Origin of the sequence: Streptomyces sp. CB03234 (assembly GCF_001905885.1) — a bacterium.
Taxonomy (GTDB): domain Bacteria; phylum Actinomycetota; class Actinomycetes; order Streptomycetales; family Streptomycetaceae; genus Streptomyces.
The window spans coordinates 1-14,168 of record NZ_LIYH01000006.1 but is presented as its reverse complement, the minus strand read 5'-3'; the positions used below and the strand labels follow the sequence as shown (position 1 = coordinate 14,168).

Below are 14,168 nucleotides of genomic sequence, written 5' to 3'. Positions count from 1 at the left end.
GTTCACCGCACCGGGGCGGCGCGCCGCCTCGGTGCGGGTGCTCAGTTCGTGCGGGACCGTTTACTCAGCCTTGCGGCCCACGCCCGCGTACATGGCGACCGCGTCCGCCGGGGTGTCGGGGCGCCAGTGGGAGCAGGGGACGACGCCGGGGTCGAGGAGTTCCAGGCCGTCGAAGTAGCGGGTGATGGCCTCGGGGGTGCGCTGGGTGAGCTTGGGGGTGCCGTGCTCGTTCCAGAAGGCGACCGCCGCGTCGACGTCCGGCATGGAGGGGTGGACGACCGTGTGGGAGAGGACGAGGTGGCTGCCCGGGGCCAGGGCGTCCATGAGGCGGCGGACGATGGCGTACGACTCGGCGTCGTCCTCGATGAAGATGACGACGCCGAGCAGCATGAGGGCGACCGGCCGGTCCAGGTCGAGGGTCTTGGCGGCCGCGTCCAGGATGGCGTCGACGTCACGGAGGTCGGCGTCGATGTAGTCGGTGCGGCCCTCCGGGGTGCCGACGAGGAGGGCGCGGGCGTGGGCGAGGACGAGCGGGTCGTTGTCGACGTACACGATGCGGGCGTCCGGGGCGACGCGCTGGGCGACCTCGTGGGTGTTGTCGGCGCTCGGCAGGCCGGTGCCGATGTCCAGGAACTGGCGGATGCCCTCCTCCGCCGCCAGGTGCCGCACGGCGCGGCCCAGGAAGAGGCGGTCGGCCCGGGCGTACTCGCCGATGCCGGGGTGGAGCTCGCGGATCCGGTCGCCGGCTTCCCGGTCGACGGGGTAGTTGTCCTTGCCACCGGTCCAGTAGTTCCAGATGCGGGCGGTATGGGGCCGGGTGGTGTCGATCCTCGATTCGATGTCGGTCACGTCACCAACGTAGAGCAACTGGGCTACGCCGTCGGCCTCTTCAGTATCTCGACGAGGCTGGATGCGCTGTCGGCGCCGTGACCGGCGGCGAGGCCGCGCCGGAAGATGTCGAGGACGGCGGCGGGGAGGGCGCCGTCGACGCCCGCGTCCGTGGCGGTGTGCAGTACGTGCTCGATGCTGGCCGCGCCCATGGTGAGCCGGTCGACGTCGCCGGTGTGGTCGCCGGCGTCGACGCGGGGCGTGTAGAACTCCAGGAACTGGCGCAGGTTCAGGGCGTCGACGGCCAGAGGCAGGATGTCGGCGGCCTTCAGGCCGTGGGCGTCGGCCATGGCGACGGCCTGCCAATAGCTCGTCAGGGCCGTCCAGAACATGGTCATGTTGAGCTGGTAGAGCAGCGCGGCGAGGCCCGGGTCCTCGCCCCGGTGGTCGGCGGCGGTCAGGACCTCCAGGGTGGCGCGGTGGGCGTCGAAGGCGGCGCGCGGACCGCTGTAGAGGGTGGACGTGTCGGGGCTGCCGATGCCGGAGGGCGGGGTCAGCACGCCGCCGGTGAGCTGTGTGGCGCCCCGTTCCGCGGCCCAGGCGGCGGCCGCGCGCGCCTTGTCGGGGGTGTCGGAGCTGAGGTTGACGAGGACGCGGCCGGCGAGGGCGGCGGGCTCGGCTTCGCCGAGGAGGGCGTACATCGCGTCGTAGTCGGTGAGGCTCAGGACCACCAGCTCGGCGGCGGTCAGGGCTTCGTCGACGGTGGGGGCGAGGTGCGCGCCGCGCGCGACGAGGGTGTCGGCGCGGGATGGCGTGCGGTTGAAGACGGTGACGCGGTGGCCGTGGTCGAGGTACGTGCCGGCCATGGCGTGGCCCATGGGGCCGAGGCCGATGACGGTGACGGGGGTGGGGGTGCTGCTCCTGTTGCTCACGAGACCTCCAGGGATGGAACTGAACCGGGCTGAACCGGGCTGGACTGGACTGGTGGACTAGAACGAACGCTCTATCCAGAGCACGGGCCTGACCGTAGCACAGCTCTAGAACGAACGCTCTACTCACCGGCTCGATAGGATCGGCGCATGCAGACCAGCGCCCCTCTTGGCACCCGCGACCGGATCGTCGTCGCCGCCGCCCGCCTCGTACAACGGCAGGGGTACGTCGGCACGGGCATCAAGCAGATCGCCAAGGAGGCGGGCGCGACCCTCGGCTCCGTCTACCACTTCTTCCCGGGCGGGAAGGAGGCCGTCGCCGTCGCCGCGATCAGGCACAGCGACGAGGAGTTCGCGGCGATCCTGCGCGAGGCGCTGGACAGCGAGGAGGACCCGGCCGCAGCAGTCGACGCCTGCGCCCGCCTGCTCGCCGGGGCGCTGCGCGAGTCGGGCTGGGTCGACGGCTGCCCGGTCACGGCCGCCGCCCTGGAGACGCTCGGCGACACCGACTCCGAGATCCAGGGCGCCTGCGTCGCCGCGCTGCGCGGCTGGCAGGACCTGGTCGCCGACAAGCTGCTGCGCGCCGGCCTCGCCGCCGCCGACGCCCGCGAACTGGCGGGCACGGTGATCAGCACACTGGAGGGCGCCGAGGTGACGGCCCAGGTCACCCGGAGCGAGGAACCGCTGCTGCAGGCCGGCCGGCACTTGGCGCGGCTGGTCGCGACGTACCGCTGACCCCCAAGAGTGCACCAACGACAGTCATTGCCCGGAGTCACCCTCCGTGATACACAGAGTGACGATACGCGCACTCGCATACACCCGATTCGCCGCCTGCGCAGGTCAGGGCGCCCGGACCGGTCAAACGTGCGGGGATCGGGTAAAGAGACCAGCCAAGTCGGCGCACATGGGCGGTTTCATCAGCGAAGATAGTGCGGTGACCCGTGCCATGGGGCAGGGGTGTCGAACTACCCAACAGGGGCGGTGAGTTACATGTACCTGGCGGCCGAAAAAGGCGACATCACCACCATCATTGGCGGAATCGCCCCCAACTGGGGGCCCTTCGGGAGCCTGGGGAACGAGGCCCGCGTGATGATCGAGGTGGTGATGGCTGTAGCCATCCTGCTGTGCCTCGGCATCGCGATCTGGGGGGCGGCCAAGCAGCGCATCGGCGCGACCGCACTCCGGGACACGTTCAGCGCCGAACAAGGCAAGGGGCTGATCGTGGCCGGCCTGACAGGGGTCTTCATCATCGGATCGCTGGGAACGCTGTTCACCATCGTGTACGGGATGGCCGTTTAACCCCCGTCAGTCGCTCCACCCCCGGCTCCCCCTTGAGGTCGCGTCACCTGATGTCCAGTCACCATACAGATCAGCAAACGGTTGAGGGGGCGTACCCGTCATGAGCCTCGGCGACGAGCACGACGGCGCCAGCAGCACGGGAGGCGGCGGTACGGGACAGACCCGTACCCGCCTGCCCGACAGCGGCGCCGGTGACGTCTACGGCGGCGTTTACGGCGGCGCGCGCCGCCCGGCCCGCAACTCGCGGTCGCTGATCACGGTGGTGGGCGTGGTGGTGCTGCTGATCGCCGCCATCGCCTTCGCGAACCGAAGCGGTGGCGGCGACGACGCGCCCTCGGACGCCTCGGCCAACCGCGACGCCGCCGCCCCGACGGCGGCGACGGGCGTCAAGCCGGTGACGGGCAAGAACGGCACGATCCCGTCGGGGTACGCGCGGGACGAGCAGGGGGCGCAGAGCGCGGCGGCCAATTACGCGGTGGCGCTGGGTTCTGACGGCATGTTCAGGCAGGACACGCGGCACACCATCGTGCGTGCCGTGCACGATCCCGCCGTTGCAGACGGCTTGCTGAGCAAGCTGGACGCGGCCTACTCGCCCGCATTCCTCAAGAACGTGGGCCTGAACGAGGACGGCTCCGCGCCCGGGGGGCTCACCTTCGTGTCGCGCACCGTCCCCGTCGGCACCAAGGTGGTCGAGCTGAGCGGTGACACGGCGACTATCGAGGTCTGGTGCACTGGCCTCGTGGGGCTCGCGGGGGAGGGCTCCACCAAGCCCGTCACCGAGACCTGGTTCACAATCGCCCAGAAGCTCAAGTGGACCGGCAACGACTGGAAGATCGCGTCCTCGAGCCAGAAGGAGGGACCGACACCGGTCAACGGCGACAATCGGGCCTCCACCGCAGACGAGATCGCCGGTGCCGTCGCCGGATACGGAGGCTTCACCTATGCACGGTAGCCGTCGCACCCGTTCCGCCGTCGCGGCCCTCGCGGCTGTACATGCGGCGCTCTTCCTCTTTGCGGCACGCGCTGTCGCAGCGCCGACACCCACGCCCACTCCTTCACCGAGTGGCAGCAACAACCCTTGCGACCTGGTGGTCGGCCTCGCGCGGGACTACTGCGAAGACGGGGAAAAGGCCGCCAACGGCGGCCCCGCCCGCTCCACCCCCGCCGACCCCGCCGCCGCGCTCGATCCGCTGGCGTCCCTGGCTCGCGGGTGCGCGGATGCGGCCGCGTGGATCGTGGGGAAGCTGAGCGAGGCGGTGAAGAGCACCGCCGAGGTGGACTTCACCAACCCCACGTTCCTGCAGCAGTACGCCGTCGTCTTCGCCGCCTCCACCGTCCTGACGCTCGTCCTGTGGCTCCTGGCCGTCGCCAAGCGCGCCATCCGGGGCGTGCCGCTGGCCACGGCCATCTCCGAGGCCATCGGGTTCCTGTGGCTGACCGTCCTTGCGTCCGCGTTCACGCCGCTCATCCTCTACACCGTCGTCTCGGCGACCGACGGTGTCACCGAGGTGATCGCGAGTGGCAGCGGCGGTCAGACGGACGTGTTCTTCGGGACGTTCGCCGAGGCGCTGAAGAAGGGCGAAGGGATCGGCGGCGGGCCGATCATGTTGATCGTCGTGTCCCTGGTGTCGATCCTCGCGGCCGGGATCCTGTGGCTGGAGCTCGTCATCCGGGCCGCCCTGCTGTACGTCGGCGCGCTGCTCGGCACGGTCGTGTACGCCGGGCTGGTCGACAAGAACATGTGGGGGCACGTCCGCCGCTGGGCCGGGATCATGATCGCCGTGATCCTGGTGAAGCCGGTCATCGTCATCGTCCTGGGCCTCGCCGGGGCGCTGTCCTCCGACGACGGGCCGGACGCCTTCTCGGCGGTCGTGTCCGGCCTGGCCATCATCCTGCTGGCGATCTTCGCGTCCGCGATGATCTACCGCTTCGTCCCCGGCTTCGGCGACGAGATCGCCTCCGCCCGTACGAACCGCAAGCAGGCCACCGACGGTGCCCAGGCCGCCGCCGTCATCTCCTCGCCCGCCGCGCTCGTCTCCCAGGGCATCAAGACCCACAGCAGCCGCAACCACCAGAGGGGCAGCGGCGGTGGTACGCCCCAGCCGGCGAACGCCGTGTCCGGGGGCGTGGCTGCCCACAGTTCCCGTAGCCAGCCGCCCTCCGGAGGCGGCGCGGCCGGCGGCGCGGCCGGCGGCGGAGCCGTCCCCTCCGCCGCGCCCCCGCCCCGGAGCCCCGGTACGAGCGGCACGCCGCACAGCCACCGTAAAAGCACAGGTAACACAGGCACAGGAAGCACAGGAGGTGGAGGGCGTTGACGACCCAGTCCCAACCGATCACGCCCCGCCGCACGTATCTCATCGGCCGGGCCCGGCCGAACGCGATCGTCGGCAAGAACCGCGAGACCGGCGAGATCGCGCTGATCATCGCCGGCGCGTTCCTCGGCATGATGAGCGGGCTGCTGGTCCCCGTCCTGTCCCTGCGGATCGTGTCGCTCATGGGCTTCCCCATGCTGGCGCTCGCCGCCGTGTACGTCCCGTACAAGGGCCGCACCTTCTACAAGTGGTTTGAAATCAGCCGCAGCTATAAGCGCACCCTCCGCCAGGGCACCACCTACCGGTCCTCCGTCATGGAGGCGGGCACCAAGCTCGACGGCCGTGAGGTGGAGGTCGGCCCGCCGCCCGGGATCGGCCGTATCAACTGGCTCGCGGCGCCGTTCGGGCCCGACGAGATCGCCGTCCTCCTCCACGCCGACCGCCGCACCGTCACCGCCGCCATCGAGATCGAGGGCCCCGGCGTCGGCCTGCGCGACAGCGAGGACCAAGAGGCGCTGGTGGACCGTTTCGGCACCCTCCTCAAGCACGTCGCCAACGGCGACGGCTTCGTGACCCGCCTCCAGATGCTCGCCCGTACCCTCCCCGCCGACCCCGACGCCCACGCCAAGGACGTCGCCCAGCGCGGCGACCCGCACGCCCCCGGCTGGCTCCAGGAGTCGTACGAGCAGCTCCAGTCGATGGTGTCGACGTCCAGCGAGCAGCACCGCGCGTACCTCGTCGCCTGCATGCACTACACCCGTGAACTGGCCGCCGAGGCCCACGCCATGGCCCGCGCCGCCCGCCAGGCCACCGGTGGCCGCAAGCTCGACAAGGACGCGGGCCTCGCGGTCGTCATGGCCCGCGAGCTGACCGACATCTGTGCCCGGCTGGCCGAGGCGGACATCCGCGTACGCCAGCCCCTCGGCCAGTCCCGGCTCGCCTCCCTCGTGCACTCCATGTACGACCCGGACCACCCCATCGACCACATCCAGGCGATGACGAAACGAAACGCTTGGCCCGCCGAGCTGGACGCCGTCGAGCCGACGTACCTCCAGGCGAAGACGAGGGAGTCGTCCACCCGCGCGCCCTGGTGCCACGCCACCGCCTGGGTGAAGGAGTGGCCGATGACCCCCGTCGGGGTCAACTTCCTCGCGCCTCTCCTCGTCCACACCCCCGACGTCATCCGTACCGTCGCCGTCTGCATGGACCTCGAACCCACCGAGGTCGCCATCGAGCGCATGCTGACCGAGAAGACCAACGACGAGGCGGAGGCCAGCCGCGCCGCCAAGATGAACCGCACCGTCGACCCCCGCGACATCGCCGCCCACGGCCGGCTCGACCAGCGGGGTGAAGATCTCGCCAGCGGCGCGGCAGGAGTGAATCTTGTCGGGTACATCACTGTGTCGTCTCGTACGCCCGAAGCCCTGGCCAGGGACAAGCGGACGATCAGGGCCTCGGCCGGCAAGTCGTATCTGAAGCTGGAGTGGTGCGACCGCGAGCACCACCGGGCCTTTGTGAACACCTTGCCGTTCGCGACCGGCATCCGCCGATAGGCCGATAGGGGCGCCTGATTCCGATGCGAGACCCGCTGTCAGCACTCACCGAGGCCTTCACCTCCTTCCTCTTCGGGAAGGTCGAGACGACCCGCCTTCCCGTCCGTACGTCGACGGGCCAGGCCCAGGCCGTCTACCTGCCGACCGCCGCGCCCGGCCTCGGCGACTCCGGCGTGATCATCGGACGCGAGGTGTACAGCGGCAAGGGGTACATCTACGACCCGTTCCAGCTGTACGGGCAGCAGCTCCCCGCCCCGCACTGGCTGGTGCTCGGCGAGTCCGGCAACGGCAAGTCGGCGCTGGAGAAGACGTACGTGCTGCGCCAACTGCGCTTCCGTGACCGCCAGGTCGTCGTCCTCGACGCCCAAGGCGAGGACGGGGTGGGCGAGTGGAACCTGATCGCGCAAGAGCTGGGGATAACTCCCATCCGCCTCGACCCGATGGCCGCCCTCGACGGCGGTATCCGGCTCAACCCGCTCGACCCGTCGATCACCACCACCGGTCAGCTCGCCCTGCTCCGTACGATCATCGAGGTCGCGATGGGGCACGGCCTGGACGAGCGGTCCGGCTTCGCGCTCAAGGTGGCGCACGCGTACGTCAACGAGACCATCACCGACCGCCAGCCCGTCCTCACCGACATCGTGGAGCAGCTGCGCCACCCGGAGCCGGAGTCGGCGGCCGCGATGAACGTCGACATAGACGACGTACGGGCGTGGGGCCTGGACGTCGCGCTCGTCCTGGACCGGCTCGTCGACGGTGACCTGCGGGGCATGTTCGACGGGCCGACGACGGTCGGGATCGACCTCGACGCGCCGCTCATCGTCTTCGACCTGTCGCACATCGACCGCAACTCGATCGCGATGCCGATCCTGATGGCGATCGTCGGGGTGTGGCTGGAGCACACCTGGATCCGGCCGGACCGCAAGAAGCGCATCTTCCTGGTGGAGGAGGCGTGGCACATCATCAACAGCCCGTTCGTCGCCCAGCTCTTCCAGCGGCTGCTGAAGTTCGGGCGGCGGCTCGGCCTGTCGTTCGTGGCGGTGGTGCACCACCTGTCGGACGTCGTGGACGGGGCGGCGGCGCGCGAGGCGGCGGCGATCCTGAAGATGGCGTCCACCCGGACCATCTACGCCCAGAAGGCCGACGAGGCGAGAGCGACCGGGCGGGTGCTGGGGCTGCCCCGCTGGGCGGTGGAGATCATCCCCACGCTCACGCCCGGTATCGCGGTGTGGGACGTCAACGGCAATGTGCAGGTGGTCAAACACCTGGTCACGGAGGCGGAACGGCCGCTGGTGTACACGGACCGGGCGATGACGGAGTCGTCGGCACCGGACGTACCGGAGGACATCCAGGCCGCGGAATGGGAGGCGGAGCAGCGCGCGGCCCTCATCGAGCAGCAGATGAACGAGTCCACCTCACAGTCGACGGTGGCGTGACATGGACCGCAGGAGCAGGGCTGAGGATCGCGGTGCGGAGCGGGGCATCCCCGACGGCCTGCTGGTGGGGCTGCTGGGGTTCCTGCTGGGCATAACGCTGCTGGTGTGGACGGCGACCGGACTTGCCGGGCTGTTCGCGCACGGGGCGTGGCCGAAGGGAGTGACGTTCTCGTCGACGCCGCTCGCCATACGGAGCCTGGTGTCGCAGCCCCATGACCTGGCCGGGGCGTGGCCGGGGACACCGGCGGGGCAGTTGTCGGGGTACGGGCTGTTCTGGGGCCTGTTCATCAGCGAGCTGCTGGTGCTGGTGGTGCTGGCCGTCTTCGTGCTCGGGACGCTGGCCCGGTGGCGTGCGGTACGGGCGGCGGGCGCGGCACGTACCGGGGCAGCGGCTGTACGGAGGGACCCGGCGCGGGCCCCGGCCGAACCGGCCCCGGCCGAACCGGTCTGGGCCCGGCCCGATCCGGTACGGCCCGATCCGGTACGGCCCGATCCGGTACGGCAGGACGCGGTACGGCAGGACGCGGTACGGCAGGACGCTGCGCGTCGGGACGTTCCGGTCACCGCCCCGCCGCCCGCGTACGTACCCGCGCCCATGTCGGCACCCGCTGCCGACCCCGCTCCGGCCCCCGCGCCCGTCCCCGCGCCCGCCCCCGCATCCCCACCCGAGGCAGTCGCCGCGCCCCGCATGTTCTACGGCGACGCCGCCGCCCGCCGCTCCGTCGCCCGCCAGGCCATCGAGGAGGCCGACGGCCCCGCCCTGGTCGTCACCTCGGACCCGGCCGTGTGGGCCGACACCAAGGACGCCCGCGCCAAACTCGGCCCCGTCCTGGTCTACGACCCCGGCCACCTGTGCGACACGCCCGCCCGGCTGCACTGGTCGCCCACGCACGGCTGCGAGGACACCGCCACGGCAGCCGCCCGCGCCGCCGCGCTCCTCGCGCCCGTACGCCCCCGGGCCCGTATGGACGCCGCCGTCGCCGACACCGCCGAAACGCTCCTGCGCTGCTGGTTGCACGCCGCCGCCGTGGACGGACGCCCGTTCAAGCAGGTCCAGCGCTGGGCGCAGAACAACGGCGCCCATGAGGCCGTACGCCTGCTCCGTACGCACCCCAAGGCCACGAACAGCCACGCCGGCCTGCTCGAATCGGCTCTCACCGGGTACCCCGAACGGCGTGAGGTGGCCCAGGAGTTGACCGTACGGGCGCTGTCGTCGCTGTCCTCGGTCCACATCCGTGAGGCCTGCACGGCCAATCGAACTGATTCGCTGGCCCTGGAATCATTCATCGCCGAAGGGGGCACCCTTTATGTGGTGGGTGAACCGATCGAAGACCCGAGGACCCGCCCAGGCGCGATGCCCCTGCTGACCGCGCTCGCCTCAGACGTGGTCGAGCACGGCCGCCGCATGGCCGCACGGTCATCCGACGGTCGGCTCGACCCACCACTCACGCTCGTCCTCCACGACGTCGCGGCCGTGGCTCCACTGCCCGAGCTGCCCGAGCTGTTGGCGACGGGTCAGGACATCGGCCTGCCGGCACACGTCCTGCTCCGCTCGGCCGAACAGGGCCGCGCCCGCTGGCCGGACCGGCCCCTGGCTCCCTGACGGCCGGACCGGCCCCTCACACCGTGACGGGCCGCCGCACCTCGTACTCGATCTCCCGCGCCCCGCTGCTGTCCCCCTCCAAGGGCACGCTCTGCCCGGTCGGCACGAAGCCGGCCTTCCGGTAGAAGGCCGCCGCCCGCTCGTTCCGCTCGTGCACGTAGAGCCGTACGCGCCGGATCGGCGCCCCGCCCAGCGACCAGGACCACTCCACGGCCGACCGGAACAGCGCGTCCGCCAGCCCGGCGCCCCGCGCCTCGGGGCGGACGTAGACGCCGACGACGTGCGTCTGGTCGACCACCGGCGCCTCACCGAACCGGACGTCCCCGCCCGGCCGCTCCACGAGCACGGTCACCGTGCCCTCCCACGACCCGTCCGGCGCCTCGGCCACGAACTGATGGGCGCTCTCGCTGTCCTCCGCCGCCCCGGCGGCCCGCTCCTGCCAGTGCTCGTCGGGCCGGGCGACAGCCGCCTCGTACGTATCGAGGAAGGCGAGGGGCGCGGCGGGGTCCTGGAGGGCGGCGAGCCGGATCTCGCGGGCCTTGCGCCACTCGTCGGCGCGGACGGGGCGTATGACGTGTTCCATGCCCCGATCGTCACGGCCCGCATCCCACCGGTCAACGCAATTTCGCGCCCGGGGAGCCTGCCCGGAGCGCCTGATCGGAGCGCCTGCCCAGGGAGCCTGCCCCGGCCCGCATGGCTACCCAGCGGAAACATTACGGTTCGGCTGAGACCACGCCCCATCCTTAAGCAACCGCTTAGCATGGTGGCCCCGGACACGCACGGTGGTTCACGCACGTCCCATCCGCCTGGAGGGTCCATGCACACCAGTTCCGTCACCGACGGCGTCCGCCCTCTCCCCCAGGGCGACACCGCGGACGCCTCCGCTCTGCCCCTCTTCCACCGCGCCTGCGCGCGCCTGCTGCACCACGGCCCCGAATTCGCCGGCTCTGTCGTACGCAGGATCCGCGCCGAGGTGCCGTACTACGCCGACCCGGTGCTCGCACCCCCCGATGTGCGGCAGACCGTGGGCACCGGCATCCACCACGCCCTGGCCGCCGCCCTCGACCCCGCCCGGATCGTGGACGTCGAGCGGTACACCCGGGAACTCGGGATCAAGCGCGCGGAACAGGGCCGGCCCCTGGACGAGGTGCTGCACGCCTTCCGTGTGGCCGGCTCCGAGGTGTGGACCGGCATCGTCGGCGTGGTCGAACGGGACCGGCTCGGTGACATCAGCCAACTGGTCCACGTCGCCGGACTGGTGTGGAAGAGCAACGACCGCGACGCCGTCCTGGTCGCCGACGCCTACCGGCAGGTCGCCGAAGGTATCGGCAGCCGGCACGGCGAACGCGTCCGGCTGATCCTCACCGCCCTGCTGGAGACCCGCGACGACCCGGCCTTCGCCCTGGACGCGGCGGCCGTCCTCGACCTGCCGCCCGACGGCCGCTTCGCCGTGGCCGTGGTCCAGGCGACACCGCCGTACGGCCGCGTACCCGGCACCGCCCCGGAGGTACCCGGCATCCGGATCCTGCGGCACGCCGCCGGACACCGCGATGTACTCGTCGCCCACCTGGCCGACCACCCCCTGGACACGCTCGTCGCCGCCCTCGACGCCCAGGCGTCCGGGCGCGCTCTCCGCATCGGCGTCAGCCCGGTCGCGCACGGGCTGGGGAACGTGGCGCGGGCCCATGACATGGCCCAACTCGCCCTGCGCACCTGCCGGGCCGACGGCGAGACCGCCCGGCTCGACTCCCGTCTGCCCGACGGGCTCCTGGTCTCGCGTCCCGACCTCTCCGCCGAACTGGCCCACCGGGTCCTGCGGCCCCTGTACGACCTGGAGCCGGCCGACCGCGACACCCTGTTCGGCACCGTCGACGTCTGGATCGAGACCGGCGGCTCCGCCGTCCGCACCGCGCGGCGGATGCTCTGCCACCGCAACACGGTGCTCAATCGCCTCCGCCGCCTGGAGCAGATCACCGGCCTCTCGCTCACCCGCCCCCGAGACCTCGTACAGCTCACCCTCGCGCTCGACGCGCACCGCCTGCTCGGAGCGGCCGCCGCGCTCGGACACGACGAACGGTGAGCGCCCTTCGCTGAATGGGCATCAGCCCAATGGCCACGCAACGTGCTTGGGCGCGGGCAACCGTATGGAAACCGGCCATGGACCGGTACGAGCGCGACTGCTGTGGTGGGCCTCGCATCGACGCCCACCAGGAGACCGCCATGTCCTACCCGCCCGCCCCACGCCTGCATCACTCTCATCAACGACCACGAAGGCACCGCCCAGGAGCGGTCTTCGCCACGGTCAACGGATCGGCCTTCGCCCTCCACCTGCTGCTCGCCTGCACCGCCGAGGACTTCATGGCCAACCCCCTCTGGGGCGAGATCACCACGGGCCTGCTGGGTCTCCTCCTCCAGGGCTCCCTCCTGGTGGGCACGGCGGCGCTGTACGACCGTCACGCGGACGAGCCGGAGGTGTGATGCGTACGGAACTACTGCTGCGCCCGGAGTTCCTCCTCGCCGCGCCACCCGGCGCCCTGGACAAGGACACGCGGGCCCTGGTGCTCGTGGGTTTCCTGATGTTCATCGTGCCCATCCTGTTCATCTGCGTCCTCAGCGGCCCCGAGCGGGACCGGGTCGACGACTTCTACACGGCCGGCCGCGGGCTCACACCCCTGCGCGGCGCCCTCGTCCTGTCCGGCGTCTACCTGTCCACGGCCACGGTGCTCGGTACGACGGGAAGCGTCGCGGTATTCGGCTACGACGGCCTGTTCATCGCCCTGTGTACGGTGCTGTCGCTCGGCGTACTCCTCCTGCTGGCCCGGCCCCTCCGCGAACGCGTCGGCTACACCCTGGGCGACACGTTCGCCCTGCGGGCTCCCGGACCGGCGGTACGGATCGCGGTCGCCGTCGTGACCCTGAGCGCGTGCGTGCCGTACCTCGTGGTGCAACTCTCCGGAGCGGGGGTGACCACGGCGACGCTCCTGGGACTGGCCGGCCCCGGCGCCGAGCAGACGGCCATCGTCATGATCGGCTCCCTGGTCGTGTGCGCCACGGTCTTCGGTGGCATGCGCGGCACGATCGTCATCCAGGTGATCAAGACGGTGGTGCTGCTGGCCGCCGCGCTCGCCGTAACGGCCGTACTGCTCCACCGCTTCCACTGGGGCACCGACTCCCTGATCGACGCCGCCGCGCAGGGCAGCGGCCGGCCCGCCGGCCATCTGCGTCCAGGCCTCCGGTTCGCCGACAGCGCCACACCGGAAGGCACCCTGGACTTCATCGGCCTGATGATCACCATCGTGCTTGGGGTCGCCTGCCTGCCACACGTCACCATGCAGCTCGGCGCCTCCCCCAACCCGTCGGCCGCGCGCCGTACGGTACGCCACACCCTCGGCATCGTCGCCGCGTTCTGCTTCCTCACCGCCCTGATGGGGCTGGGAGCCGCCGCGCTGATCGGCGCCCCGGCCATCATGGCCGCCGATCCGGGCGGCAACAGCGCCCTGCTCATGCTCACCGGCGAACTGGCCGGCGGCCCGTCCACCGATACGAACGGGGCACTTCTCGTCGTCCTCGTCTCCTCCGCGGTGTTCCTCACCACCCTGGCGGTCGTAGCGAGCGTCACCCTGGCAGCCGCCGGGTCCATCGCCCACGACCTCTATACGCATGTCCTGCGCCGTGGCCACATTACGGAGGGCCGCGAAGTGGCCGCCGCCCGCTGGGCCTCCGTAGGCGTCGGAGCACTCAGCATCGCCATGGCGGTGGGGGTCCAGGGCTGGAACGTCCTGATCCTGTCGGCCCTCTCCCTCGCGGTAGCGGCCTCCGCCCTGCTTCCGGCGCTGGTCTACTCCCTCTTCTGGCGCGGCTTCACCAGGACCGGACTGCTGTGGACTCTGTACGGAGGCCTCGGCTGCGCCGTCGGGCTCCAGGTGTCGGGGCCGGCCTTCTCGGGCAGCCCCTTCTCGCTGTTCCCCGAATGGAACATCGACTGGTTCCCGCTCCAGACGGTCGTGCTCGTCTCGCTGCCCGCCGCATTCCTGCTGGGACGGATCGGCAGCACGGTGCGAAGACAACGAACAGCGGAACTCACAGAACACCACTGAAACGCAAAAAAGCCTCAGGCCCCGGACAAAGTCCGGGGCCTGAGGCTCAATAATTGTTCGGCGGTGTCCTACTCTCCCACAGGGTCCCCCCTGCAGTACCATCGGCGCTGA

At 71.2% G+C, this 14,168-nt stretch carries 13 protein-coding genes; 10 read left to right on the top strand and 3 right to left on the bottom strand.

Features of this window, described 5'->3' with window-relative positions:
* Positions 1-60: 60 nt before the first annotated feature.
* The gene (locus AMK26_RS25670; RefSeq protein WP_073757790.1) at positions 61-849 is read right to left on the bottom strand and encodes an SAM-dependent methyltransferase; all 789 of its coding nucleotides are present in this window, start codon (positions 847-849) and stop codon (positions 61-63) included.
* Between the two features lie 23 nt (positions 850-872).
* Positions 873-1,760 carry an NAD(P)-dependent oxidoreductase gene (locus tag AMK26_RS25665; protein ID WP_274536133.1) on the bottom strand — a complete coding sequence of 296 codons (888 nt, stop codon included), beginning with the start codon at positions 1,758-1,760 and terminating at the stop codon, positions 873-875.
* 147 nt (positions 1,761-1,907) lie between these two features.
* Here AMK26_RS25665 and AMK26_RS25660 point away from each other — a divergent pair, with 147 nt between their 5' ends.
* The 7 genes from AMK26_RS25660 to AMK26_RS25630 all read left to right on the top strand — a co-directional run bounded on the left by AMK26_RS25660 (position 1,908) and on the right by AMK26_RS25630 (position 9,960).
* Positions 1,908-2,492, top strand: coding sequence for a TetR/AcrR family transcriptional regulator (locus AMK26_RS25660; protein ID WP_073757138.1), 585 nt, complete (start codon positions 1,908-1,910; stop codon positions 2,490-2,492).
* Positions 2,493-2,747: 255 nt separating this feature from the next.
* On the top strand, positions 2,748-3,056 hold the full coding sequence (locus AMK26_RS25655; protein WP_017945892.1) for a hypothetical protein: 309 nt from the start codon (positions 2,748-2,750) through the stop codon (positions 3,054-3,056).
* Positions 3,057-3,156: 100 nt separating this feature from the next.
* Positions 3,157-4,008, top strand: a complete 852-nt coding sequence (locus tag AMK26_RS25650; protein WP_073757137.1) for a hypothetical protein — start codon at positions 3,157-3,159, stop codon at positions 4,006-4,008.
* Positions 3,998-5,371 (top strand): hypothetical protein, encoded by a 1,374-nt coding sequence (locus AMK26_RS25645; protein WP_198944162.1) that lies wholly within the window; start codon positions 3,998-4,000, stop codon positions 5,369-5,371. The genes AMK26_RS25650 and AMK26_RS25645 overlap by 11 nt, the downstream gene beginning before the upstream one ends.
* A complete protein-coding gene (locus tag AMK26_RS25640) occupies positions 5,368-6,921 on the top strand; it encodes an SCO6880 family protein (RefSeq protein WP_073757136.1) in 1,554 nt (517 codons plus the stop codon). The genes AMK26_RS25645 and AMK26_RS25640 overlap by 4 nt, the downstream gene beginning before the upstream one ends.
* Positions 6,922-6,944: 23 nt before the next feature.
* The gene (locus tag AMK26_RS25635; RefSeq protein ID WP_073757135.1) at positions 6,945-8,357 is read left to right on the top strand and encodes an ATP-binding protein; all 1,413 of its coding nucleotides are present in this window, start codon (positions 6,945-6,947) and stop codon (positions 8,355-8,357) included.
* A 1-nt stretch (position 8,358) separates the two neighbouring features.
* Entirely contained in the window at positions 8,359-9,960 is a 1,602-nt protein-coding gene (locus AMK26_RS25630) for a type VI secretion protein (RefSeq protein ID WP_073757134.1), read from the top strand.
* A gap of 16 nt (positions 9,961-9,976) precedes the next feature.
* Here AMK26_RS25630 and AMK26_RS25625 read toward each other — a convergent pair whose 3' ends face one another.
* Entirely contained in the window at positions 9,977-10,543 is a 567-nt protein-coding gene (locus AMK26_RS25625) for a GNAT family N-acetyltransferase (protein WP_073757133.1), read from the bottom strand.
* A 234-nt stretch (positions 10,544-10,777) separates the two neighbouring features.
* On the opposite strand from AMK26_RS25625, the gene AMK26_RS25620 reads away from it, so the two are divergent.
* From AMK26_RS25620 to AMK26_RS25610, 3 genes are all read left to right on the top strand, one after another.
* Positions 10,778-12,040 (top strand): PucR family transcriptional regulator, encoded by a 1,263-nt coding sequence (locus AMK26_RS25620; RefSeq protein WP_073757132.1) that lies wholly within the window; start codon positions 10,778-10,780, stop codon positions 12,038-12,040.
* Positions 12,041-12,117: 77 nt separating this feature from the next.
* On the top strand, positions 12,118-12,438 hold the full coding sequence (locus AMK26_RS25615) for a hypothetical protein (protein WP_241838075.1): 321 nt from the start codon (positions 12,118-12,120) through the stop codon (positions 12,436-12,438).
* Positions 12,438-14,057: a sodium/solute symporter gene (locus AMK26_RS25610; RefSeq protein ID WP_241838074.1), complete on the top strand. Its 1,620-nt coding sequence runs from the start codon at positions 12,438-12,440 to the stop codon at positions 14,055-14,057. The genes AMK26_RS25615 and AMK26_RS25610 overlap by 1 nt, the downstream gene beginning before the upstream one ends.
* The last annotated feature ends 111 nt before the right edge of the window (positions 14,058-14,168 follow it).